A 24,980-nucleotide genomic window follows, 5' to 3' on the forward strand; every position below is an offset into this window, starting at 1 on the left:
CCGCCCGTTCCGCCGCACGATGTCGACGAAACCCGGCCCGCCCGCGCAGCGACGTGAGAACCGACCAACGCAGGACGCATGGAGATGTCAAAAAAGAACGTACGCCGTCCGGCCGACGTGGCCGACGCAACTGGAAGCGTGACGCTGATCGACGTCGCACGGGTGGCGGGCGTCGCGCCGATGACCGTATCGCGCGCGCTCAATCGTCCGGAACTCGTTCGCAGCGACACGCAGAAGAAGGTGCTCGATGCCGTGCGCGCGACCGGCTATGTGCCGAACCTGCTCGCCGGCGGCCTGGCAAGCAATCGGAGCCGGCTCGTGGCCATCCTGCTGCCGACGATCGCGAACTCGATCTTCGCCGACACGGTCCAGGCGATCATGGACGGCCTCGCCGCGTCGGGATACCAGACGTTGCTCGGCCTGACCGCATATTCGAAGGCACGCGAGGAGGCGCTCGTCGAAGCCATTCTCGGACGCCGGCCCGACGGCATCGTGCTGGCGGGCACGAACCACACGCGGGCCACGATCAAGCGGTTGTCGAAAGCGAATATTCCGGTCGTCGAAATCTGGGACCTCACCGACAAGCCGATCGACATGATGATCGGGTTCTCGCACGAACAGGTCGGCACCGACGTGACGCGCCATCTGGTCGGCAAAGGATACAAGCGCTTCGGCATCGTGTCGGTCGACGATCCGCGCGGCTTGCGCCGGTGCGAAAGCGTGAAGCTGGAGCTGGCCCGGCAAGGCCTCGCGCCGCCCGCATTCGAAGTCCTGCCCGCGCCGGCGACATTGCAGGCCGGCCGCGAGGGACTCCGCCGGATGCTGGCGACAGCGGCGCCGGACGTCGTCGTCTGCAGCTCGGATACGCTCGCGCAAGGGGTGCTGGCCGAGGCCGCCAGCCGAGGGCTCGACGTACCGCGCGATCTTGCCGTGATGGGCTTCGGCGATCTCTCCACCGCTGCACATGTCCATCCTTCGTTGTCGACGGTACGCATCGACGGCACGACGATCGGCGCGAAGACAGCCGAGGCGCTGCTCGCGCGCCTTGCGGTCGACGCGCAGCCCGGCGCGCCCGCGAACAAGGTGCGCATCGATACGGGCTTCACGATCGTCGATCGGCAAAGCGCCTGAGGGCGGCGGATCGTCGACGGGCAGGCGCGCGCGGCACTCGTCGCGCATTTTCCCGCTCCCGGTTTCGCCGCCGGCGCAATCTGCTCGCCGGCTCGCGCTTTCCGCTACGCGCCCTGTCGAGCGATGTCGGACGCACACGTTTGCGTGCCGCCCCCGCCCAATTGCGTTGCATGCGAGCCTCGATTTCGCGGATGACCTGCCGTTAACCCGGATTTCAGCGCAGCCCGGTTCATCGCGCCGGGCCTCCCCGTACGAGCGCCAGCATGTCCGCATCCACCTCCATCGAGAAAATCGCCGACTGGGCGGGACGAAACCATCTTGCCGTCGGCGCGCTGGGCACGCTGATGTCGCTCGCGGCGATCGGCATCAGCGCGGTCACGCTCTGGGCCACGAGAAGCGAGGTCGTCGAGCACGCGCACGAAACCTCGCGCAATGTCGCCGCCGTGCTGGTCAGCGAGATCGCGCGAACCGTCGAAACGTCCAACAACGCGCTGATCGCACTCTCAGCCGATCTCGGCAAGCCGGCGGTGCGGCGCATGGACGCCGGGCTGCGGCACGACCTGCTGTTCCAGCGCGCGGCCGCGCAATACGTGACGGGGATGGGCGTGACGGACCGCGACGGCCAGCTGATCGACGCGTGTTGCGGCCCGTCCCACCACTGGAACTTCGGCGATCGCGACTATTTCAAGGTCCATCGCGATTCGCCTGATGTCGGCCTGTACGTATCGGAGGCCTATCGTGCGCGCTCGCGCGGCGGCACGGAATCGATCGCGCTTTCCCGGCGCATCGAACGGCCGGATCACACGTTCGGCGGAATTGCGGTGGTCGCGATCGACCTCGCCTATTTCGATCAGCTGCTGTCCCGGCTGAACGTCGGGCCGCACGGCATCAGCGCGATCCTGCGCGCGGACGGCACCATCCTCGCCCGCAATCCGCCGGTGAGCGATCACCAGATGATCCGCCTGAGTCGGTCGAACACCTTCGATCGCATGCTGAACCAGGACTCGGGCTTCTACGCGGCGTATTCGCGCATCGACGGAACGTTGCGGCTCTATACGTTCCAGCGGGTACCCGGCACACCGCTGATCGCGGTCGTCGCTCCGGCCGAAGGCGACGTGCTGGCCGGCTTCATCCGGATGTCGTGGTCGGTCGGCGTGTCGGCGTCGCTGCTCTGCGCGCTTTTCTGCGCGGTCGTCTGGCTGCTTGCCTTCGCGTTGCGGGACAACCTTCGCAAGCAGACGCTGCTCACCGGCCTCACACGCACCGATCCGCTGACCGGCCTGCACAACCGCCGTGCGCTCGACGTCGCGCTGGCCGACGAATGGGAACGGCTCCAGCGCGGCCACGACGGCAGCCTGTCGGTGCTGTTCATCGATGCCGACCACTTCAAGCAGTACAACGACCGATACGGGCACGCGCAGGGCGACACAGCGCTGTGCTTTCTCGCCGAATGCATCCGCACGCACACGCAGCGGCGCGGCGACCTCGCCGCGCGTTACGGCGGCGAAGAGTTCGTCGCGGTGCTGCCCGACACCGACGAACGCGGTGCCGCGAAGGTCGCGGAGGCGATTCGCCGCGAGGTCGAACGCAACCGGCTCGACGGATTCGAGGAAGCCGTTCCGCCCTTCACCGTCAGCATCGGCTGCGCGACAGGCCATCGCGCACGCCCCGCCTCCGTGCACGCGCTGTCGCATCAGGCGGACATGGCGCTTTATCGTGCGAAGCGCGAAGGCAGAAACCGGGTATGTTGCGAGGAAACGGAGCCGCTCGTGCGCTCGGCATGACGGCCATGGGTCGAGTCGCGGTTCCGGGCCGCAGGTTGCACACGAACGATTGCCCTGGGCCGCGGACCTGTCACGTGTCGTTCCGGCAATAGGGATCGCTTTCGATATCGAGGTCGCCCGATTTTCCATCCATGCGCCTGGCCGGCACATAGCGGCACGCCACCGCATACCCGTCCCAGGCACGTCGAAAATGGCATTCGCCATGTTCAGTAGCAGAAATTAACCAGATAGTGGGAATTTTCGTGCACCGAGCACGGCGCGCAACAAATCCTTAACGGCTGCGTAACGAATCGTCACCACAATTCGCCATCTTCGACCATCAGGATGGAGTCTTGCATGTTTGCGTCACGAAGCCGTTTCCCGCTGCATGTCGCCGCGCTGTCGAGTGCGATCGTTCTCGCCGCGTGCGGCGGTGGCGACGATGTCGCGTCGACCACCCCGACCAGTGCGGCCATGCCGGCGCCGCCGGCCGATCCCGGTTTCGTCGACAATGCGCCGGTTCCGAGCGTGCCCGCCTTCGTCGACAACGTCGCGACCAACCAGCGCGGCGACGCCCGCTACGCGACGCTGTCGACGAACGCCGCGGTGCGCGTGGTCAGCCGCTTCCTCGACCTGTGGCAGCCGTCGACGATGCTCGTCGATGCGGGCGTGAGCGCGCCGGCCAACGGCGCGTTTCCGGCCATTTCGCCATCGACCTGCACCGGGCTGCCCGGCAACGGCACGCCGTGCGGCACGAGCCTGAACGACGCGGTGCTGCAGGCGAACGTGCAATACGTGGTCAACGCGACGACCGCGCGCACGCCGCAGCAAGCCGACGCCGCGTACTACGACGACCGGCGCGGCAAGGGCTACAGCGTGACCGACGGCATGGGGCCGCTCACCTCCGCGTGGCGCACCGCCGCGCAGCAGACGACCAGCATCACCAGCGTGCCGGCCGACGCGACGACCGTCCTGTACAACGACTCGGGCAACAACGTGGGTGTGGGCGGCAGCGCGAACGCGAGCTTCGGGAAAGTCGTCGACCTGCTCAACGAGATGGGCAACAACGCGTCGACCGAACCCGCGAAGCGCTTCTACAAATATGCGCGGCCGCACCGCTGGAGCACGAGCGTCGTCGTCGATCCCACGCTCGTCCCCGCGGAAAGCACGACGCCCGCGACCGACGGCGGGTTCATCAGCGGCCACCAGGCCGAAGCGATGCGCGACGCCGTGACGATGGCGTGGCTCGTGCCGGAGCGCTTCCAGGAAATGGTCAGCCGCGGCCTCGAACTCGGCGAGAACCGCATCCTCGCCGGCATGCACTCGCCGCTCGACGTGATCGGCGGGCGCATGCTCGCGCTGGCCGTCAGCGCGGCCAATCTCGCGGCGTACGCGAACGACGCGCAGGCTGCCTACGGCCAGGCGCACCAGACGCTGCAGCAGCTCACCGGCACGACCGATTCGACATTCCCGGCATTCGCGCGCTCGGGCACGACGGCAACCGACCGCTTCGCCGATTACACGACGAACAAGGCGGCCTTCGCGCGCCGCATGACCTACGGCTTCGGCGCGCTCGACGCGACCGGCGCGCCGCCGGTCGTGCCGAAGGGGGCGGAGATCCTGCTGCAGACGCGTTTCCCGTACCTGGGCGCGGATCAGCGGCGCGTCGTGCTGAAGACCACCGAACTGCCGTCCGGCTATCCGGTGATGGACGATGCGGAAGGCTGGGGCCGGCTGAACCTGTTCGCGGCCGCCGACGGTTACGGCGCATTCAACGGCAACGTGATCGTCGCAATGGATGCGTCGAAGGGCGGCCTCAACGCGGCCGACCTGTGGCGCAACGACATCACAGGCGCCGGCAAGCTGACGCTGCAAGGCAGCGGCGCGCTGACGCTGGCGGGCAACAACAGCTATACGGGCGGCACGCAGGTCAGCGGCGGCACGCTCGCCGCCGCGTCCGCGACGGCGTTCGGCAACGGTGACGTGTATGTCGGCGCCGGCGGCGGCGTCAGGATCGCGGCGGGTGCGCCCGTCACGATCGCGACGCGCTATACGCAGCTCGACGGCACGACGCTCGAACTCGACATCGACGGCAACGGCGGCGGACGGCTGCGCGTGGGCGGCGCGTTCACCATCGCAGGCGGCACGCTGCACGTGAAGTTCGTCAACGGTTATGCGCCGAAAGCCGGCGACACCATCGCACTGATCGACGCGGCAGCGGGTGCGGCGAAATTCGCGACGGTGACCGTCGACGGTTTCAAGGCGACGCCGGTTTATACGGCGACGGGGGTGTCGATCGTGCTGTCGGCGGCGTAACCGGCGGCGGTACCGATCCAGCGAAGTCGCCGCCGACCGGCGGCGGCTTCCATGCGAAACGACCGAGCGCCGCCCTGCCGCCGGTTCACCTCGGCACAGGGTGCCGGCGCACGGGCGCGTGTCTCGGCGAGCATCCGCAGGGTCTCCTTCGCAGCCGGATCGCGCCCCTCGTGTGTCAGCGAGCGCCCGAGGACGCGGCCTCGTTCATCGCGTCGCCGTATCGCTCCGCGCGCTCGACGATGCGCGCGATCCGGATGATGTCGGTCAGCGCGAAATCGTTCGCGTCCGGCCTCGGACGATCGTGCTCGTCCGCCACGCGCATCGCGAACGCGAGCGCTTCCGAGCGCTCGCGCAACAGCGTGCGCAGCGCATCCGCGATGACGCGGCGGTCGCGCGGATCGCCCAAGCCGAGCGCGACGCCGTGGTCGTAGTCGACGACCGGCGTCGCAAGCGGCGACGCCGGCAGCATGGAGATCCCTGGCATCGGCACCGTGTTCCGTTTCATGTCCACCTCTCGTTGACGAACGACCGAGGCGCGCCGCCTCATCGCCGGTTCGACCGCGACACCACGTCGATCCACACCGCCAGCACCAGTACCGCACCCTTGACGATCATCTGCCAGTACGCGTCGACGTCGAGCATCGACATGCCGTTGTCGAGGCTCGCCATCACGAGCGCGCCGATCAGCGCGCCGTACACGGTGCCCGAGCCGCCGCGCATCGACGTCCCGCCGATGAAGCACGCGGCGATCGCGTCGAGTTCGCCCATCGTGCCTGCGGACGGCGAGCCGGCCGCGAGCCGCGCGGTGTTTACGATGCCGGCGAACGCGCACATCAGCCCCATCAGCGCGAAGATCGCGAGCTTCACGCGGTCGGTATCGACGCCTGACAGCCGTGTCGCCTCGAGATTCGAGCCCACCGCATAGATGCGCCGCCCGAACACGGTCTGCGTCGCGATCCACGAGAAGATGCCGAGCAGCGCGAGCAGCAACAACACCGGCACCGGAATGCCGCCATAGCGATCCAGCGTCGCAACGAACGCGAACAGCACCGCACCCGCGCCCGCGATCTTGACGACGTCCTGCCACAGCGGCGCGACCGCGAGCCGGTAGCGGCGCCGCGTGCCGCGCTGACGCACGACCAGCAGCGCGACGAGCGCGAACAGCAGCAGCGCGAGGCCATCCCCGGCCACGCGCGGCAGGTAGCCCTGCCCGAGGAACACGAAGCCGTCGGACACCGGCGCGATCGTCGAGCCGCCCGTCACGCCGAGCAAAATCCCGCGAAACGCGAGCATTCCGCCGAGCCCGACGATGAACGAGGGCACGCGCCGGTAGGTCGACCACCAGCCGTTGAAGAGCCCGATCAGCACGCCGAGCGCGAGCACCGCCGGCACCGTCGCGGCGACGGGCCAATGACGGTTCACGTCGAGGATCGCCGCGACGCCGCCAAGCAGCCCGAGCAGCGAGCCGACCGACAGGTCGATCTCGCCCGCGATGATCACGAACACCATCCCGCATGCGAGCATGCCGGTGATCGACATCTGCCGCAGCAGGTTCGACACGTTGCGCGGCGTGACGAATGCGCCGTCGGTCAGCACCGAGAAGAACGCCCAGATCGCCGCGACCGCGAGCAGCAGCGCGAGGATCTTGTAGCGCACGAATATCTGGCGAAGCCGACTGCCGGTTGCGCGACCCGCCGGGCGCCCCGTGTCGTGATCGCTTGAACGGCGCGCATCCGCGTCCTGCGTCGCCGGGGTAGAAGAAGAAAGTTCGGAATTCATGTCGCACTCTCTGCGGTGGGTTCGGTCGGCCGCCGGCCGGATTTGAGCGCGGCGCCGAGGATCTGTTCCTGCGTGAGGCCGTCATTGACGAAGTCGCCGCGCAACTCCCCTTCGCCGATCACCAGCACGCGATCGGCGAGCCCGAGCACCTCGGGCATTTCCGACGACACGACGATCAGCGCGACGCCGCGCTTCGCGAGCGCGAACACGAGCCGGTAAATCTCGGCCTTCGCGCCGACGTCGACGCCGCGCGTCGGCTCGTCGAGAATCAGCACCTGCGGCTCGGCCAGCAGCATCTTCGCGAGCACGGCCTTCTGCTGGTTGCCGCCGGACAGGCTCGCGATCGGCAGGAACGGATGCGCGGCGCGCACCGACAGCCGCTGCATCTCTGTGCGGATCGTGTCCAGTTCGGCGGCCGCGTCGATCCGCCCGCGTGCCGCGAAGCGCCGCAGCACCGCCAGCGTGATGTTGTGGCCGACACCGAGCTGCGGCACGATGCCGTGACGCTTGCGGTCCTCGGGCACCATCGCGATGCCGGCGCGAATCGCATCGGCGGGCGTGCGGATCGACAGCGGCCGGCCGTTCATCAGCACGGTCGCCGTGCACGCGCCCGGATACGCGCCGAAGATCGCCTGCATCAGCTCCGTACGGCCCGCGCCGACGAGCCCCGCGACGCCGAGGATCTCGCCGCGCCGCACGCTGAACGACACGTTGTCCACCCGCTTGCGGTGCGCATTCGTCACGTCGCGACAGGTGACGTTGCGCGCTTCCAGCACGACGTCGCCGATCTCGTGCGGCTCGCGCGGATACAGGTCGCGGATCTCGCGGCCGACCATCATCGCGATGATCCGGTCGGTCGTCAGCGCACGCATCGGCGCGGTCGCGACATGGCGGCCGTCGCGGATCACCGTCACCGTATCGCACACCGCCTCGACCTCGTCGAGCTTGTGCGAGATGTATACGCACGCGACGCCTCGGCGCTTCAGGTCGCGCACGATGTCGAGCAGGATGCGCGTTTCGGACGCGCTCAGCGACGAAGAAGGCTCGTCGAGGATCAACAGCTTCGCGCGCTTGTTCAGCGCCTTCGCGATCTCGATCAGCTGCTGGTGGCCGCCGCCGTAGTTCATCACCGGCTGCGCGACGTTGATCGAGTCGATCCGCAGTTCGTGCAGCAGTGCCTCGGCGCGCTGCACCATCGCCGCATAGTTCATGCGCCCGCCCGGCAGCGTGATCTCGTTGCCGAGAAAGATGTTCTCGGCCACCGACAGCTCGGGCACGAGCATCAGTTCCTGGTGGATGATCACGATGCCCGCGCGCTCGGTGTCGCGCACGCCGGACGCGACGAGCGGTGCACCCTCCCAGCGGATCTCGCCATCCCACGTGCCGTGCGGATACACGCCCGACAGCACCTTCATCAGCGTCGATTTGCCTGCGCCGTTCTCGCCGCACAGCCCCACGCACTCGCCCGGCCGCACCATCAGGTCGATGCCGTCCAGCGCCTTCACGCCGTCGAATTCCTTGACGATGCCGCGCATCGTCAGCAAGGGTTCGGTCATTCGCTCATGCCTCGCAGTGTGCGCGCGGACACGCCGGTGGGCCGCCCGCGCGCCGCGCCGTTACTGGCTCGCCAGTTGCGCCTGAGTGTAGAAGCCGTCCTTCACGACGACGTCGACGTTGCGCTTGGTCAGGAGCGTCGGCTGCAGCAGCACCGTATCGACCTTCTTCTTGCCGTTGTCGTATTGCGCGTTGAACGCGGGCTTCGTGCCCTTCGCGAGATCCACCGCAAGCTTTGCCGCTTCGCTCGCGATCAGCTTGAGCGGCTTGTAGACGGTCATCGTCTGCGTGCCGGCGATCACGCGCTTGACCGCGGCGAGATCGGCATCCTGCCCGGACACCGGCACCTTGCCGGCCAGGTGCTGCGCGGCGAGCGCCTGGATCGCGCCGCCCGCGGTGCCGTCGTTCGACGCGACGATCGCGTCGATCTTGTTGTTGTTCGCGGTCAGCGCATCCTCGACGATCCGCAACGCGGTCGACGCGCTCCACTCCGGCACCCACTGCTGGCCGACGACCTTGATGTCGCCGCGATCGATCGCCGGCTTCAGCACCTTCAACTGCCCTTCGCGCAGCATCTTCGCGTTGTTGTCGGTCGGCGCGCCGCCGAGCAGGAAATAGTTGCCTTTCGGCTTCGCGTCGACGACACCCTGCGCCTGCAGTTCGCCGACCTTCTGATTGTCGAACGAGATGTACGCATCGACGTCGGCGTCGAGGATCAGCCGGTCGTACGACACCACCTTGATGCCGGCCTTGCGCGCTTCGGCGACCACGTTGCCGAGCGTCTTCGAATTGAACGGGACGATCACGATCACGTCGACGCCGCGCGAGATCAGGTTCTCGATCTGCGAGATCTGCCGCTCCTCGCTCGCGTCCGCGGACTGCACGGACACTTTCGCGCCGAGCCTGGTGGCGGCGGCCACGAAGTAGTCGCGGTCGCGCGACCAGCGCTCGACGCGCAGGTCGTCGATGCAGAAGCCGATTTCCGGCTTGTCCTTGCTCGCATGCGCGAGCGGTGCGCCCAGCGTCAGGATCGTCAGCGCGGCGGCACCGGCAAGCGAGCTCAATACGGTACGACGTTTCACGGATTTCATGTCTCCATTCCTCTCTTTATTGGACCACTCCACGAACGCCGGGCGGCCGCCGAAGCCGGTCGCCCATCGTCTTGCTACCGCGCGGCACGGTTTCGTGCGGCGGGTCACGCACCTGCCGCAAACACCGGTTCGAGCGCCCGATACAGCGCGCGAAACGTCGGCCTGCGCGCGTCGCGATACCACGCGTGGCGCGCCATGTCGGGCTCCCGTACCGCGACGACCGGCGGCTGCGGGCACACCGCGTCGAGCGGCGCGTCGGGTTCGAGCGCGAGATGCGCGAGCCGCGCGGCGCCGAGCGCCGGGCCGACTTCGCCGCCGGCGCGCAAGGTCAGCGCACGGCCACTCAGGTCGGCCAGCATCTGCGTCCAGTACGCGCTGCGCGAGCCGCCGCCGATCACCGTGATGCCGTCGGGCGCGAGGCCGGCCGCATGCAGCGCGTCGATCCCGTCGAGCAGCGCGAAGCCGACCCCTTCGAGCGTCGCGTTCGCGAGATCCGCACGCTGCGTGTCGGGCGTCATCCCGTAGAACACGCCCTTCGCATTCACGTCGTTGTGCGGCGTGCGCTCGCCGCTCAGGTAAGGCAGGAACCACGGCCGGTTCGCGCGCGCGTTCGCTTCCGCGTCGGCGAGCAGCGCGGCAACGCCGTCGTAGCCGGCCAGTTGCGCGGTGAAATCGACGCAGCCGGCCGCGTTCAGCATCACCGACATCAAGTGCCAGGTGCGCGGCAATGCATGACAGAAACTGTGAACCGCCGATTCGGGATTCGCGCGAAAACCGTCCGACACCGCGAAATAGACGCCCGACGTGCCGAGCGACAGCAGTGCATCGCCAGGCCGCACGATGCCGACGCCCACCGCCCCGGCCGCGTTGTCGCCCCCGCCCGCGACGACGGGGATGTCGCGCAACCCGAGCGCGCGCGCGACGGCCGGCAGCAGCATGCCGGTGACGCGGTTGCCCTCGAACACGGCGGGCACCTGCGCGCGCGACAGCCCGCATGCGGCGAGCAGCGCGTCGTCGTAATCGCGCTTCGCGACATCGAGCCACAGCGTGCCCGCCGCATCCGACGGATCGGTCGCGAACGCGCCGGTCAACCGGTAGCGCAGATAATCCTTCGGCAACAGCACATGGGCGATCCGCGCGAATACGTCCGGCTCATGACGGCGCACCCACAGCAGCTTCGGCGCGGTGAAGCCCGGCATCGCGAGATTCCCGGCGACGGCACGCAGCGCGGGCGCGAGCCGCTCGAGTTCCGCGCACTCTGCATCCGCGCGGCCGTCGTTCCACAGGATCGCGGGGCGCAGCACGTCGCCGCGTGCATCGAGCAGCGTCGCACCGTGCATCTGGCCGGTCAGGCCGAGCGCCTCGATATCGCGCGGATCGATACCGGCCGCGCGCGCATCGGCGACGAGCGCCGCCAGCGTGCCGCACGCCGCCTCCCACCAGTCGCGCGGCGCCTGTTCGGACCAGCGCGGCCGCGGCCGGCTTACCGCCAGCGGCCGGCTCGCACTGGCCCGCACCGCGCCATCGCGGTCGAGCAGCACGGCCTTCACGCCCGACGTACCGAGGTCGACTCCGATGTACATGGCGTCAGCGCAACCCGTAGATGGCCTGGTTCACGATGTTCTCGAGCCGCTCCTGCCCGCCGCTCGCATGCTGCGGGTTCACGCCGCGCGCGAGCGCGTCGGCGGCGAGCGCCTCCAGCGTGTAGCCGCCCGACAGGATCTCGCGGCCGAATGCGCTGTCCCACTGCGCGTAGCGCTGCCGGCGCAGCGCGTCGAGCCGGTCGTGCTCGACCAGCACGGCTGCGCGCTCGACGGCCAGCGCGAGCACGTCGATCGCGCCGACATGGCCATGGAACAGGTCTTCCGGATCGACGCTCTGGCGTCGCACCTTCGCGTCGAAGTTCATGCCGCCGGTGGTGAAGCCGCCGTGACGCAGGATCTCGTAGAACGCGAGGGTCAGCTCCTCGACGCTGTTCGGGAACTGGTCGGTGTCCCAGCCGTTCTGCGGATCGCCGCGATTCGCATCGACGCTGCCGAACACGCCGAGTGCGAACGCGTTCGCGATCTCGTGATGGAACGAATGGCCGGCGAGCGTCGCGTGGTTCGCCTCGATGTTCACGCGGATTTCATTCTGCAATCCGTATTGTGTGAGGAAACCGTGCACGCTCGCGACGTCGTAGTCGTACTGGTGCTTGGTCGGTTCCTGCGGCTTCGGCTCGATCAGCAGCGCGCCTTTGAACCCGATCCGGTGCTTGTGCTCGACGACCATCGACAGGAAGCGCGCGAACTGCTCGCGTTCGCGCACGAGATCGGTATTGAGCAGCGTCTCGTAGCCTTCACGGCCACCCCACAGCACGTAGTTCTCGCCGCCGAGCCGATGCGTCGCGTCGAGTGCGTGGCGCACCTGGGTCGCCGCCCACGCGAACACGTCGGGATTCGGGTTGGTCGCCGCACCCGCCGCGAAGCGCGGATGCGAGAACAGGTTCGCGGTGCCCCACAGCAGCCGCACGCCCGTGGCCTGCTGACGCTCGCCCAGATAGTCCGTCATCCGCGCGAAGTTCTCGACGTACTCGCGCAGGCTGTCGCCCTCCGGCGCGACGTCGGTGTCGTGGAACGTATAGAACGGCGTGCCGAGCTTCGTGAAGAACTCGAACGCCGCATCCGCCTTCAGTCGTGCGCGCTCGAGCGGGTCGCCCGGCTGCTGCCATGGCCGCCGGAATGCGCCCTGGCCGAAGATGTCGTGGCCCGGCCACACGAACGTATGCCAGTAGCACACCGCGATGCGCAGGTGCTCCTCGAGCGTCTTGCCGAGCACCCGCTTCGTGCGGTCGTAATAACGGTAGGCAAGCGGGTTGTCCGATTGCGGACCTTCATAGCGAATTGCGGGAATCTGTTCGAAATACGACATGGCGTCTCCGTCCGGTTTCTTGTTGCAGTGCGGCGCGCGGCGCGTTGGCGTGCGGGCCGAATTCGATCTGGCTGGATCGTGCCCGCGTGCCCCCGCGCCTGCAATTGCGAAATTGCGCAGGATGCTTAACGTTTCTTGCCAGCACACTGCGCACGGCTTGCGTTCCGTCCTACAATCGCCGGACACCAGACAAACCCGACAACCGCGCGGCGCCGCCCGCGCCCCCGGAGACAACGGCGCGACGCCCCGCCCGGTGCGCGCCTCGAGACCGAGATGACCCGCGCCCCTTCCAGCCAGACACCGCACCGCATCGCGCTGCTGTTCAACGCCAACAAGGTCTACGACCGCGAGATCATCAGCGGCATCGGCCAGTACCTGCGCTCGACGCGCGTGGTGTGGGACCTGTTCCTCGAAGACGACTTCCGCTGCCGGCTCGCCGGCATCGAGCATTTCGACGGCAACGGCATCATTGCCGACTTCGACGATCCGGCTGTCGCCGACGCGCTCGCCGGCTCGCCGCTGCCGGTCGTCGCGCTCGGCTCGTCTTACGAGGATCCGGCGCAGTACCCGGATGGTGTGCCGTATATCGCGACCGACAACGCGAAACTCGTGTCGCTCGCGTACACGCACCTGATCGGCGCAGGGCTCGCACACTTCGCGATGTACAGCCTGCCCGTCGCGCAGCAGAACCGCTGGGCGCAGCAGCGCGAGCTGGCGTTCGACCGGTTCGCGCGCGCGGACGGGCTCGACGCGCCGATCTACCGCGGGCTGTCGACGAGCGCATCGGCATGGAACCACGCGATCGAGCAGCTGATCGACTGGCTGCACGCGCTACCCAAACCCGTCGGCATCATCGCGGTGACCGACGCGCGCGCGCGGCACCTGCTGCAGGCGTGCCTGATCGCTGGTCTCGCGGTGCCGGAACAGGTCGCGATCATCGGCATCGACAACGATCCGCTCACGCGCACGCTGACGCGCATCCCGCTGTCGTCCGTGATCCAGGGCACCGAGGAAATGGGCCGGACCGCCGCGCACCTGCTGCACCAGATGCTGCGCGGCGCGCGCTTTCCCGACCGGCGCATTCTCGTGCCGCCCGTCGGGATCAACGTGCTCGAATCGACGCGCCACCAGCCGCTCACGAGCCCGTACGTGATGCGCGCACGTCATTTCATTCGTCAGTACGCGTGCCAGGGCATCAAGACTGAGCAGGTCGCCGACTACGTCGGCGTGTCGCGTTCGCTGCTCGAGGAACACTTCCGGCGCGAACTGCAGCGCACCGTGCACCAGGAAATCCTGCGCCACAAGCTCGAAGCGGCGCAGGCGCTGCTCGCCGGCCGGCAGGCGTCGAGCGCCGAAGTCGCGATCCGCTGCGGGTTCACGTCGCTCCAGTACATGTACGCGGTATTCCGCCGCGAACTGGGGTGCACGCCGCGCGAATACCAGGAACGCACGACCGCCGCGCAGTGAAGCCGGCCTTACCCATCGAATCCACCCATGCATATCGATACCGACTCTCCCCGCCAGGCGCCCGGCGTCGCACGCGTGCCTTCCGAACCGTGGGGCACACTGCCCGACGGCGACGCGGTGCGACGCTATACGCTGCGTAACGCGCACGGGGTGCGCGTGGTCATCAGCGATCTCGGCGCGACCGTCGTGTCGTGGCTCGCGCCCGACCGCGCCGGACGCTTCGCCGATATCGTGCTCGCACACGACACACCCGCCGAATACGTCGAGTCGGGCGTCTACCTCGGCGCGACGATCGGCCGGTGGGCGAACCGGATCGCCGGCGCGCGCTTCACGCTCGACGGCGTCGACTACCGGCTCGATCGCAACGAGTGCGGCAATCTGCTGCACGGCGGCGCGAACGGCTTTCACCGGCAGCGCTGGGCCGTCGTCGACGATTGCGGCGGGTTGACGCTGCAGCTCGATTCGCCCGAAGGCGACGCGGGTTTTCCGGGCAACGTGAGCGTGCAGGTTCGTTATGCGCTCGACGACGACGGCGCGCTGACGATCGACTACACCGCCGTCACCGACGCGCCCACGCCGCTCAACCTGACGAATCACAGCTATTTCAACCTCAGCGGCCGCGCGGGCGGCGACGTGCGCGGCCACGTGCTGAGCATCGACGCCGACGCGTTCCTCGAAGTCGACGACGCATTGATCCCGACCGGCACCGCCGACGTGACCGGCACGGCGTTCGACTTCCGGCAGAGCGCGCCGCTCGGCGCACGCCTCGACTGGCCGCACGCGCAACTCGCGCGGGCGCGCGGATTCGACCATTGTTTCGTGCTGCGCGACGGCACGCATGCACTCAGGCCGGTCGCGGCCATCTACGATCCGGAAAGCGGCCGCGAGCTGGTCGTGTCGACCGATCAGCGCGGCCTGCAACTCTATACGGGCAACTACCTGGACGACGTGCGCGTGAGCGGCGGCACGCGGTGCGCACGCCATGCGGCGCTGTGCGTCGAAGCCGGCGGCTTCCCGGATCAGGTCAACATGGCCGGCCTGCGCGACGACGTCATCGTTCATCCGGGCACCGTCTATCGACAGACCACGCAGTACCGTGTTGGCGTTCGCGCATGACGCGTTGCGCGCCGCCTGCGACACGCACCGGCGGTGCGGCGCGACTATGCCGTGCGCCGCTGCCCTGTTGATCCGCAGCACGACACGCGTCGTGCGATCCGCTACACGCGCCGCATCGCCGATACGAGCGCCGCGTCCTCGCCCGCTCCGGCCGGCCGTGCCGATGCCGCATCGGCCGGCTGCGGCCGCTCGCCCAGCCCCGTGCCGCCCGTGCGCCGCCGTGCGGCATGCCGCTCGATCACCCGCTGCAGCACGCAGAACACGCACAGCAGCGCGCCGATCACGATCCGCGTCCACCACGAGCTCAACGTGCCGTCGAACGTGATCAGCACCTGGATCGTGCCGAGGATGCCGACACCGAACACCGAGCCGACCACGTAGCCCACGCCGCCGGTGAGCAGCGTGCCGCCGATCACGGTCGCGGCGATCGCGTCGAGTTCCATCCCCTGCGCCTGCAGCCCGTAACCCGACAGCACGTACAGCGTGAACACCACGCCGCCGAGCGCCGAGCACAGCCCGCTGAGCGCATACACGCCGATCTTCGTGCGCGCGACCGGCAAGCCCATCAGCAGCGCCGAGCGCTCGTTGCCGCCGATCGCATACACGTTGCGGCCGAAACGCGTGAAATGCGCGACGTAGATCGCGACAGCCAGCGTCGCAAGCGCGATCAGCGCGCCCGCGCTCAGCGTGCCGCCGCCGACCGGCACGCTGATGCCCGCGATCGCATGGAACACCGGCTCGTTGATCGTGATCGACTGCGTCGTGATCAGGAAGCACGCGCCGCGCGCGAGAAACATCCCGGCCAGCGTGACGATGAACGGCTGCAAACGGAAGTAATGGATCAGCGCGCCCATCGCCGCGCCGTACAGCGCGCCGAACGCGAGCACGAGCGGCACGATCACCCATACGGGCCAGTGCAGCCGCTCGGCGCCGACCGCGCAGAATATCGTTGTCAGCGCAACGACCGAGCCGACCGACAGGTCGATGCCGCCCGACACGATCACGAACGTCATCCCGATCGCGACGATCAGCAGGAACGCGTTGTCGACGAGCAGCCCCGTCAGCACCTGCATCGAGAAAAATCCCGTGTACATCACGGACCCGAAGCCGAACAGCGCGGCGAACAGCACGATCGTCACGGCGATCGGCAGCGTACGCGGGTCGGCGAGCCGTGCGAGGAATCGGTTCATCGCGGCGTCACTCCGGTGGTGGTTCGCGAACGCGCGGCAGGCAGCAGCCGCGACGCGTGCCGGACGAAAAGCGCACGCGCCGCCTCCGACTGGATCAGCGTCACGACGATCACGACAACCGCCTTGACGACGAGCGTCGCCTCCGGCGGTACGCCGATCGAATAGGTCGTGTAGGTCAGCGTCTGGATGATCAGCGCGCCGAGCACCGAGCCGGCGAGGCTGAAACGGCCGCCGAGCAGCGACGTGCCGCCGAGCGTCACCGCGAGGATCGCGTCGAGTTCGAGCAGCAGCCCCGCGTTGTTGCCGTCGGCGCTGCGCACGTTCGAGCTCGCGAGGATGCCGGCCAGCGCCGCCATCACGCCCGAGCACAGATACACGCCGAACACGACCGCGCCCGAGCGCAGCCCGACGAGCCGCGTCGCGACCGGGTTCACGCCGATCGCGCGGATGAACAGCCCGAGCGCCGTGCGGTTCACCAGCAGCGCGGTCGCGGCGATCGTCGCGACCGCGATCCACACCGAGCACGGCACCGTCGCCAGATACCCGCCGCCGAGCGCGAGGTAGCCTGGCGCGCCGATCGGAATGATCTGGCCGCCCGTCAGCAGTTGCGCGACGCCGCGCCCGGCCACCATCAGGATCAGCGTCGCGATGATCGGCTGCATCCCGACGAACGCGACGAGCAGCCCGTTCCACGCGCCCGCGAGCAGCCCGACGCCGAGTGCGGCCGCGAGCGCCACGCCGACCCGCGACGGGTCCGCATCGAGCACGATCGCCGCCGCCGCGCCGGCAATCGCGACGATCGCGCCGACCGAGATGTCGATCCCGCGCGTCGCGATCACGAGCGTCATCCCGAGCGACACGATCACGAGCGGCGCCGCGCGGTTCAGGATGTCGATCGGCGCGCCGAACAGGTGGCCGTCGAGCAGCGCGATCGACAGGAAGCCCGGACGATGCGCGACGTCGAGCGCGAACAGCAGCGCGAGCGTCAGCGCCGGCCACGCGAGCGGATGACGAAACAGCGTGCGTAGCCACGTCATGACTGGCCTCCCGCGATCAGCCGGTACACGTGCTCCTCGGATGCGTCGGCGCCGGTCAGTTCGGCGACCTTGCGCCGGTCGCGCAACACCGCGATCCGGTGGCTCACGCGCACGACCTCGCCGATCTCCGACGAGATGAACAGGATCGCGAGCCCGGTCGCGCACAGCGCGAGCACGCGCTCCATGATGTCGAACTTCGCGGCGACGTCGATGCCGCGCGTCGGCTCGTCGAGAATCAGCAGCTTCGGGTCCGTCGCGAGCCAGCGCGCGAGCAGCACCTTCTGCTGGTTGCCGCCCGACAGCAGCCCGATCGGCTGCTCCGCGTCGCGCGCCTTGATGCCGAGCCGGGCGATGTAGGTGTCGGCGATCTCGCGCTGGCGCGCGCGTCCGATCAGCCGCCACCAGCCGCGTCGCGCCTGCAGCGCGAGGACGATGTTCTCGCGGATCGACAGCGCGGCGACGATGCCCTCCTTCTTGCGATCCTCCGGACAGTACGCGATGCCGTGCCGGACCGCATCGTGCGGCGACGCGAGCCGCTTGCGCGCGCCGTCGATCTCGATCGCGCCGGTGTCCGCGCGCTCGGCGGCAAACGCGAGCTGCGCGGTTTCGGTGCGCCCCGAGCCGAGCAGCCCGGCCAGCCCGACGATCTCGCCCGGACGCACGTCGAGATCGAGCGCGCTCATCATCCCACGCCGGCCGACCTGCCGCATCGACAGGAACGGCGCGGCGTCGCCGGCCGTACGTTCGACCGCCGCCGCACCCGCCTGCAACTTGTCGGACATCCGCTCGCGGCCGGTCATCTTCGCGACCAACGCGTCGACCGGCAGGTCGCGCGCCAGATACTCGCCTTCGCGCTCGCCGTTGCGCATCACGGTGATCCGGTCGGACACCGCATAGGTCTGCTCGAGAAAATGCGTGACGAACAGGATCGCGATACCCGACGCCTTCAGCCGGCGCAGCACGTCGAACAGCCGCGCGACCTCGCCGTCGTCGAGGCTCGACGTCGGTTCGTCGAGGATCAGCACGCGCGCGTCGACGGACACGGCGCGTGCGATCGCGACCATCTGCTGCACGGCGATCGGATACGCATCGAGCGAGCGCGTGACGTCGAGCGCCAGGTCGAGTTCGGCCAGCGCCGCGCGCGAGCGCGCATGGATCGCGTTCCAGTCGATCGCGCCGCGCCGCATCGGCTGCCGGCCCGCGAAGATGTTCTCCGCAACCGACAGGTTCGCGCACAGGTTCACTTCCTGGTAGAGCGTCTGGATGCCGGCCGCCTCGGCCTCGCGCGGCGCGGCGAAGCGCACCGGCCGGCCGCCGACGCGAATCTCGCCCGCGTCGTGTGCATGCACACCGGTGAGCACGTTGATCAGCGTCGACTTGCCCGCGCCGTTCTGGCCCATCAGCGCGTGGATCTCGCCCGGAAACAGCCGGAAGTTCACGCGCTGCAGCGCGCTCACGCCCGGAAACGACTTGTCGATGCCGATCATCTCGACCACCGGCGGACTCTCCATGCAGCCTCCCCTAGAAGCGGTTGCCATCGTCCGGGCGGGCGCGACGCGGCGCCCCGTGACGAACCTGCCGGACCGGTCAGTACTTGCGGGTCGGCATCACCTGCGCCGCGACGTTCATCGGGAACACGGTCTCGTTCGTGACGATGCGCTTGGGCAGCGGCTTGCCGGCGACGACGTCCTTCACCGCGCTCATCAGTTGCGGGCCGAGCAGCGGGCTGCATTCGACGTCGACGTTGATCTTGCCGGCGACCATCGCCTGAAAGCCGCCCTTCGTCGCGTCGAACGACACGACGCTCACGTCCTTGCCGGGCTTGATCCCGGCTTCCTCCATCGCCTGGATCGCGCCGAGCGCCATGTCGTCGTTGTGCGCGTAGACGACGTTGATCTGCTTGCCGTAGGTCTTCGCGAACGCTTCCATCACCTGCTTGCCGCCGGCGAGCGTGAAGTCGCCGCTCTGCGACGCGATCACCTTGAATTTCGGATTGTTCTTGATCACTTCGAGCAGACCCGCGCGACGGTCGTTGGCCGGCGCCGAACCGACCGTGCCCTGCAGCTCGACGATGTTGATCGGGCCCGCGTCGTTCTTGTAGTGCTCTTCCATCCAGTGGCCGGCGCGCCGCCCTTCCTCGAGGAAATCCGAGCCGATCATCGTCACGTACAGCGACGGATCCTTCACGTCGACCGCGCGGTCGGTCAGGATCACCGGAATGTGCGCGGCCTTCGCTTCGGTCAACACGGGCTCCCAGCCCGATTCGACGACCGGCGAGAACGCGATCACGTCGACCTTCTGCGCGATGAACGAGCGAATCGCGCGGATCTGGTTTTCCTGCTTCTGCTGCGCATCGGAGAATTTCAGGTTGATGCCGGCATCCTTCGCCGCGCCCTTCACCGACACGGTGTTCGCGGTGCGCCATGCGCTTTCCGCGCCGACCTGCGAAAACCCGAGCGTGATCGGCTTCTGCTGCGCGAACGCGCCGGGCGCGAACACCGTCGCCGCGGCGACGAGCGCGCCGGCCGCCAGCTTCCTGATGAATGTCATGGTCCGTCTCCGATGATGTCGTTGTCTGCCGCGGCGCTGTTCTGGTTCTGCTTGGCGCTGGCGCGGATCGGGGCTGCGCCGGCCGGCGCGTGCGGCCGGCCCGGTCTGCCTGCCCCGCATCAGTCTAGGAACAAGTCCGATAACCTTCCAATGAAATATTGGATTGAGGCGATATCGGAATCGGCATACGTATAAACACCTAAACGCGCCGGATAGCGGCTCGGTTGCAGTGCACCGGCCTAGCGGTGACGAATACGCGAAGGCCGGCGCATGCGTGAAATGCGCCGGCCGGATCGTGATGCCGTCAGGAAAAAGGAAGCTGCGGGCCCGCTTCAGATCGACGCGGCGGACCGCGCATCGCCGGGCGCCGGCGCGGGCATGCGCGCCCGGATGAACGCCCAGGCCAGCAGCGACGCCGCGACCGCCGCGCCGGCGCCCAGCAGGAATGCGAGGTGGTAGCCGCGATTGAGCGCGGCAACGGCGTCGGCGCCGGCCGCCACCAGCCCCTCGGTGCGCGCCGCCGCCAGACTCGCGAGGATCGCGAGCCCGAGTGCGCCGCCCATCATGAACGACGTGTTGACGGCGCCCGATGCAAGCCCCGACTCGTCGGGCGTCACGTCGCTCATCGCGGCCAGCATCACCGGGTTGAAGACCGCACTGGCCCCAAGGCCCATCAGCAGCATGCCGGGCAGCACGTCCGCGACGAAGCGGCCACCGGCCGGCGCGCGCGCCAGCAGCATCAGCCCGGACGCCGCGACCAGCAGGCCGGACGACAGCGTCGCGCGAATCCCGAACCGCATCACCAGCTTCGGCGACAAGCCCAGCGAAAAACCCGCCATGACGACGCTGGCCGGCAGGAACGCGAGCCCGACCTGCATCGCGCCGTAGTGCAGCACGCGCTGCAGGTACAGCGCGGAAATGAACGACCACGCGAACATCGCGGCCGCCCACAGCACGCCCACCGCGTTGGCAGCGGCCACGTTGCGCCGCGCGAACAGGCGCAACGGCATCAGCGGATGCGGCACACGCGATTCGACGACGACGAACGCGATCGCGAGCACGACCGCGACACCGAGCTGCACGAGCGTCTGCGTCGACGTCCAGCCTGCCGCATGGCCATGCACGATCGCATAGACGGCCAGCATCAGCGACCCGGTGACGGTCACCGCGCCCGCGAGATCCAGCGGTGCGCGTTCGGCCGGCGCTGTGCGCGCCGGCAGCAGCGCCGCGCACGCGGCATACACGGCCACGCCGATCGGCAGGTTGACGAGAAAGATCCAGTGCCAGCTCAACGCGCTGGTCAGCACGCCGCCGAGCAGCACGCCGAGGCTGCCGCCGCTCGCGGCGACGAACCCGTACACCCCCATCGCCTTCGCGCGGTCGGCCGGCGACGTGAACAGGTTCATGATGATCGACAGCGACACGGCCGACACCAGCGCACCGCCGAGCCCCTGCACCGCGCGCGCCGCGATCAGCAGTCCTTGCGTGTTCGCGAGCCCGCACGCGACCGATGCGAGCGTGAACAGCGCGATGCCGCGCAGAAACAGCCGGCGGTGGCCGTACAGGTCACCGAGCCGCCCGCCGAGCAGCAGGAACCCGCCGAAGGTCAGCAGGTACGCGTTCACCACCCAGACGAGCGACGTCTCGGCAAAGCGGAGGTCGGCCCGGATGGACGGCAGCGCGACGTTCACGATGGTCGTGTCCAGCACGATCATCAGCATGCCCAGGCAGAGCACGACCAGCGCCAGCCAGCGCTTGCGTTCGTCGATCCCGTGCGTCGTCATGAAACGGCTCCCGTCGAATCAGCGCATCACGCCCGTGGCGCGCAGTTCGTGGCCGATGCGCACGATTTCGCGTTCGCCTTCCGCCAGCGCGGCCGCGCTCGTATGCACCGAGTAGTAGCCCAGATGGAGCTCGTGCGGATGCGGGATCGCGGTGCCGACCACGAAGCGCGTATCGGCCACGGCCTCGAATTCGATCGCGGCGTCGGACGCGTCGAACACGACCAGTTCACCCTGGCGGACCGCATCCGGCGTACGCAGGCTGCCGTCCATCACGGCCGTCCAGCCGACCCGGTGGCCCTGCGGCGGCCGGCAGGTCCAGCGCTCGCCGGCCTTCAGCTGCACGACCAGGTAGTTGATGCCCGCCGGCGCGTCGATCGGGCTGACCGCGTCGCCGTGGCGGCCGAGCAGCACGCGCGCAGGGCCGTCGGTCGGGATGTCGTCGATCGACAGATGCTGGCTGAACGCCGGCGCCAGCTCGCGCCCCGGCGGCAGCGCGACCCACAGCTGGAACGCCTTGACGGGCGGCACGACCGAACCCGTATGCCAGACGCCGCGCCCGGCGCTCATCCATTCGATGTCGCCGGGCGCCATCGTGCCCTCGTGGCCGGTGGATTCGGCGTAGGTGCCGTGTCCGTCGATCGCGAGCGTCAGCGTCGCGATGCCCGAATGCGGATGCCAGCCGAAGGCCGGCTGCCCGATCGGCGCCTGTGTGTCGATCAGGTCGAGAAAGACGAACGGCTTGATCATCTCGCCGACGTCGGACGGGCTCGCCATCCGCACGACCGGGCCATGCGCGTGGCCGTGCGTGCGGAACACGACGTGACGACCGGCGACGGTGGCCTGCGAAACGGGTTCGAGGGCATTCAACATGGTGGTTCTCCTGTGGCCGGCTGCCGGCCCGTTGCGTCAGGCCGCGAGTGCCGCCGCCGCTTCCTTCGCCGATGCAATGGCGCCGCTGCGCTTGTCCGGCCCCATCGCGACGCCTTCCGCGCGAATGAAGGTGATGTCCGTGATGCCGAGAAAACCGAACGCGTCGCGCAGATAGGTTTCCTGATGATCGAACGACGCGACCGGCGACCCTGCGCTGTACACGCCGCCGCGCGACGATGCGATGACCAGCTTCTTGCCGCCGGACAGCCCCTCCGGCCCGTTCTCGGTATAGCGGAACGTCTTGCCGGCCACGGAGATGCGGTCAATCCACGCCTTCAGTTGGGACGCGATGCCGAAGTTGTACATCGGCGCGCCGATGACCACGATGTCGGTTGCGAGGAACGCGTCGAGCGCACGCTGGCCGATTTCGACGTCCGCCTTCAGCGCGTCGTCGACGGGCGCGCCTTGCGCGGCGGCGAGGTGGCCGGCCGTCAGATGGCCGATCGGCGTGGCGGCGAGGTCGAGGCGCGTCACCGTGAGGCCCGGATCGCGGGCGCGGAAATTGGCGACGATCTCTGCCGACAGTTCGCGGCTGACCGAGCCCTGGCCGAGGATGCTGGAATCGATGTGCAGCAGTTTCATGAGGATTCTCCGAACGGGATGACGGGGTTACTGCTTGAGGGCTTCGGCCGTGATGAGCAGGCGCGTCTTCATGTTGAAGCCGTATGCCTTGCCGAAATCGACGCCGAACTCGCTGCGGTCGAACTCGCCCACCGCGTCGACGCCGCACACTTCGCGCTTGAGCATCGGATGCGGCATGCACTTGAACGAATCGATCTTCAGCGTGAGCGGACGCGTCACGCCGTGCATCGTGAGATTGCCGACCACCGTCGCCGGCCGGTCGCCGTTGAACGTGATCGCGCCCTTGTAAGTCGCTTCCGGGAACTTCGACGCGTCGAAGAACTGGTTCGACTGCAGGTCCTGGTCGAGCTTCGTGCTGCCCGTATGAACCGACGCGATCGCGGTCGTCACCTCGACGGTGCCGGTCTTCGCCGTGCGGTCGAGCGTCACGGTGCCGCTCGATTTGTCGAACTTGCCGCGCCACACCGACAGGCCGCCGATGTGATCGGCTTCAAAGCTCGGGTACGTGTGGTCCGGATCGAGCTGGTACGTCGATGCGGCGGCGAATGCGGAAAACGACAGCGATGCGGCGAGTGCGCCGGCCGCGATCGTCAGGGTCTTGTTCAATTCAATCTCCTTGAAACATCAGGGGGTTCGTTTGTAGCGTGAGACCAGTATGGAGAGTGAATCCGCTTTACACTAGACGGATAAATAGGATTTGATTAATCCATTTTTGGAGGAATCCGATGCTCGATCTGAATGATCTCGCGCTGTTCGTCCAGGTCGTCCGGGCCGGCAGCTTCTCGGAGGCCGCGCGGCGCCTGCGCATGCCGGCCAATACGCTGAGCCGGCGCATCGACCAGCTCGAAGGGCAGATCGGCACGCGCCTGCTGCATCGCTCGACCCGCAAGCTCGCGCCGAGCACCGAAGGCCAGGCGCTGTTCGAGCGCTATGCGCCGGCGCTCGACCGGATCTTCGAGATCGAGCGGATGCATGCGGACGGGCAGGAACCGTCCGGCACGGTACGCGTGACGGCGATGGCCGGCCTGTTCGAATTCTTCAAGCTGGAATGGCTCGCCGAGTTCTACGCGCGCTATCCGCAGATCAGCATCGACTTCCTGCTCGACGACACCCCGTCCGACCTGATCGCGGAGCGCATCGACCTCGCCTTGCGCATCGGCGTCGAGACGGGCGGCAGCTTCCGCGTGCGCCGGATCGCGCCGGGCACGATGATCCTCGCCGCCAGCCCTGCCTACCTCGAACGGCGCGGCGCGCCGCGCACGCCGCGCGACCTGGCCGACCACGATTGCCTCACGGTATCGAGCCGCCAGGGGCGCAGCATGTGGCGGCTGCAGGGGCCGCGCGGCACGCAGGAAATCGCGATCGCCGGCCGCTTTTCGGTCAACGACATGCGCGTGGTCGTGCAGGCCTGCATCGCCGGGCTCGGCATCGCGCTGGTGCCGCAACTGCTCGTCGCGCCGGCGATCGAGCAAGGCAAACTGGCGCGCGTGCTGCCGTCCTATCGACGCTCGAGCACGGGCCTCGGATTGCAGCTTGTCTATACGAGCCGCCCGCCCCTGCCGCCCGCTGTCACGCTCGTCGCCGAGTTCCTGCTGGAAAAGCTGGGCCAGGGGATTCCGGGGTACCCGGAGCCCGCGGCCGACCGATAAGGTTTCGTTGTCGCGGCGAACGGAATTTCTTGTTGGACGCGGATTTTCGGCGCACGAACACTGCGGGGCATCGCGTCAGGTCGCAACTGACGCCCATGCAAGGGCCCGGGGCCCCATCGCAGGAGACAGCC

At 68.5% G+C, this 24,980-nt stretch carries 20 protein-coding genes; 6 read left to right on the forward strand and 14 right to left on the reverse strand.

The window, feature by feature from the left end; genetic code table 11:
• Nucleotides 1–84: 84 nt before the first annotated feature.
• The 3 genes from HWX87_RS07355 to HWX87_RS07365 all read left to right on the forward strand — a co-directional run bounded on the left by HWX87_RS07355 (nucleotide 85) and on the right by HWX87_RS07365 (nucleotide 5,210).
• Nucleotides 85–1,131, forward strand: a complete 1,047-nt coding sequence (locus HWX87_RS07355; protein ID WP_176046506.1) for a LacI family DNA-binding transcriptional regulator — start codon at nucleotides 85–87, stop codon at nucleotides 1,129–1,131.
• A gap of 263 nt (nucleotides 1,132–1,394) precedes the next feature.
• A complete protein-coding gene (locus HWX87_RS07360) occupies nucleotides 1,395–2,915 on the forward strand; it encodes a GGDEF domain-containing protein (RefSeq protein ID WP_176046507.1) in 1,521 nt (506 codons plus the stop codon).
• A 336-nt stretch (nucleotides 2,916–3,251) separates the two neighbouring features.
• Entirely contained in the window at nucleotides 3,252–5,210 is a 1,959-nt protein-coding gene (locus tag HWX87_RS07365; protein WP_176046508.1) for a phosphatase PAP2 family protein, read from the forward strand.
• Between the two features lie 175 nt (nucleotides 5,211–5,385).
• On the opposite strand, the gene HWX87_RS07370 is transcribed toward HWX87_RS07365, so the two are convergent.
• The 6 genes from HWX87_RS07370 to xylA form a co-directional block, all read right to left on the reverse strand.
• On the reverse strand, nucleotides 5,386–5,679 hold the full coding sequence (locus HWX87_RS07370; protein ID WP_347880172.1) for a hypothetical protein: 294 nt from the start codon (nucleotides 5,677–5,679) through the stop codon (nucleotides 5,386–5,388).
• A gap of 74 nt (nucleotides 5,680–5,753) precedes the next feature.
• The gene (locus HWX87_RS07375; RefSeq protein WP_176046510.1) at nucleotides 5,754–6,989 is read right to left on the reverse strand and encodes a sugar ABC transporter permease; all 1,236 of its coding nucleotides are present in this window, start codon (nucleotides 6,987–6,989) and stop codon (nucleotides 5,754–5,756) included.
• Entirely contained in the window at nucleotides 6,986–8,545 is a 1,560-nt protein-coding gene (gene xylG, locus HWX87_RS07380; protein ID WP_176046511.1) for a D-xylose ABC transporter ATP-binding protein, read from the reverse strand. Before xylG ends, HWX87_RS07375 begins: the two co-directional genes overlap by 4 nt.
• Nucleotides 8,546–8,605: 60 nt before the next feature.
• On the reverse strand, nucleotides 8,606–9,634 hold the full coding sequence (gene xylF / locus HWX87_RS07385; protein WP_176046512.1) for a D-xylose ABC transporter substrate-binding protein: 1,029 nt from the start codon (nucleotides 9,632–9,634) through the stop codon (nucleotides 8,606–8,608).
• Between the two features lie 104 nt (nucleotides 9,635–9,738).
• The gene (gene xylB, locus HWX87_RS07390; protein WP_176046513.1) at nucleotides 9,739–11,217 is read right to left on the reverse strand and encodes a xylulokinase; all 1,479 of its coding nucleotides are present in this window, start codon (nucleotides 11,215–11,217) and stop codon (nucleotides 9,739–9,741) included.
• A gap of 4 nt (nucleotides 11,218–11,221) precedes the next feature.
• On the reverse strand, nucleotides 11,222–12,544 hold the full coding sequence (gene xylA, locus HWX87_RS07395) for a xylose isomerase (RefSeq protein WP_176046514.1): 1,323 nt from the start codon (nucleotides 12,542–12,544) through the stop codon (nucleotides 11,222–11,224).
• A 273-nt stretch (nucleotides 12,545–12,817) separates the two neighbouring features.
• Between xylA and HWX87_RS07400 the strand changes: the two genes are divergently transcribed.
• Complete coding sequence (locus HWX87_RS07400; RefSeq protein WP_176046515.1) at nucleotides 12,818–14,011, forward strand: DNA-binding transcriptional regulator; 1,194 nt, start codon at nucleotides 12,818–12,820, stop codon at nucleotides 14,009–14,011.
• A 27-nt stretch (nucleotides 14,012–14,038) separates the two neighbouring features.
• On the forward strand, nucleotides 14,039–15,127 hold the full coding sequence (locus tag HWX87_RS07405; RefSeq protein ID WP_176046516.1) for an aldose epimerase family protein: 1,089 nt from the start codon (nucleotides 14,039–14,041) through the stop codon (nucleotides 15,125–15,127).
• Between the two features lie 101 nt (nucleotides 15,128–15,228).
• Here the strand turns inward: HWX87_RS07405 and yjfF are convergent, their stop codons facing one another.
• From yjfF to HWX87_RS07445, 8 genes are all read right to left on the reverse strand, one after another.
• Nucleotides 15,229–16,317, reverse strand: coding sequence for a galactofuranose ABC transporter, permease protein YjfF (yjfF, locus tag HWX87_RS07410; RefSeq protein ID WP_176046517.1), 1,089 nt, complete (start codon nucleotides 16,315–16,317; stop codon nucleotides 15,229–15,231).
• Nucleotides 16,314–17,354, reverse strand: coding sequence for an ABC transporter permease (locus tag HWX87_RS07415; protein ID WP_176046518.1), 1,041 nt, complete (start codon nucleotides 17,352–17,354; stop codon nucleotides 16,314–16,316). Before HWX87_RS07415 ends, yjfF begins: the two co-directional genes overlap by 4 nt.
• Nucleotides 17,351–18,865, reverse strand: coding sequence for a sugar ABC transporter ATP-binding protein (locus HWX87_RS07420; RefSeq protein WP_176046519.1), 1,515 nt, complete (start codon nucleotides 18,863–18,865; stop codon nucleotides 17,351–17,353). Before HWX87_RS07420 ends, HWX87_RS07415 begins: the two co-directional genes overlap by 4 nt.
• 76 nt (nucleotides 18,866–18,941) lie before the next feature.
• Nucleotides 18,942–19,904: an ABC transporter substrate-binding protein gene (locus tag HWX87_RS07425; protein WP_176046520.1), complete on the reverse strand. Its 963-nt coding sequence runs from the start codon at nucleotides 19,902–19,904 to the stop codon at nucleotides 18,942–18,944.
• Nucleotides 19,905–20,236: 332 nt separating this feature from the next.
• Nucleotides 20,237–21,688, reverse strand: coding sequence for a DHA2 family efflux MFS transporter permease subunit (locus HWX87_RS07430; RefSeq protein ID WP_176046521.1), 1,452 nt, complete (start codon nucleotides 21,686–21,688; stop codon nucleotides 20,237–20,239).
• Nucleotides 21,689–21,706: 18 nt separating this feature from the next.
• Entirely contained in the window at nucleotides 21,707–22,558 is an 852-nt protein-coding gene (locus HWX87_RS07435) for a pirin family protein (protein ID WP_176046522.1), read from the reverse strand.
• A 36-nt stretch (nucleotides 22,559–22,594) separates the two neighbouring features.
• Nucleotides 22,595–23,200: an FMN-dependent NADH-azoreductase gene (locus HWX87_RS07440; protein ID WP_176046523.1), complete on the reverse strand. Its 606-nt coding sequence runs from the start codon at nucleotides 23,198–23,200 to the stop codon at nucleotides 22,595–22,597.
• A gap of 27 nt (nucleotides 23,201–23,227) precedes the next feature.
• Nucleotides 23,228–23,806, reverse strand: a complete 579-nt coding sequence (locus tag HWX87_RS07445) for a YceI family protein (RefSeq protein ID WP_176046524.1) — start codon at nucleotides 23,804–23,806, stop codon at nucleotides 23,228–23,230.
• Nucleotides 23,807–23,925: 119 nt separating this feature from the next.
• Between HWX87_RS07445 and HWX87_RS07450 the strand changes: the two genes are divergently transcribed.
• Nucleotides 23,926–24,849 carry a LysR family transcriptional regulator gene (locus HWX87_RS07450; protein WP_176046525.1) on the forward strand — a complete coding sequence of 308 codons (924 nt, stop codon included), beginning with the start codon at nucleotides 23,926–23,928 and terminating at the stop codon, nucleotides 24,847–24,849.
• Nucleotides 24,850–24,980 lie beyond the last annotated feature (131 nt).

Origin of the sequence: Burkholderia sp. BCC1644 (assembly GCF_902833225.1) — a bacterium.
Taxonomy (GTDB): Bacteria; Pseudomonadota; Gammaproteobacteria; order Burkholderiales; family Burkholderiaceae; genus Burkholderia.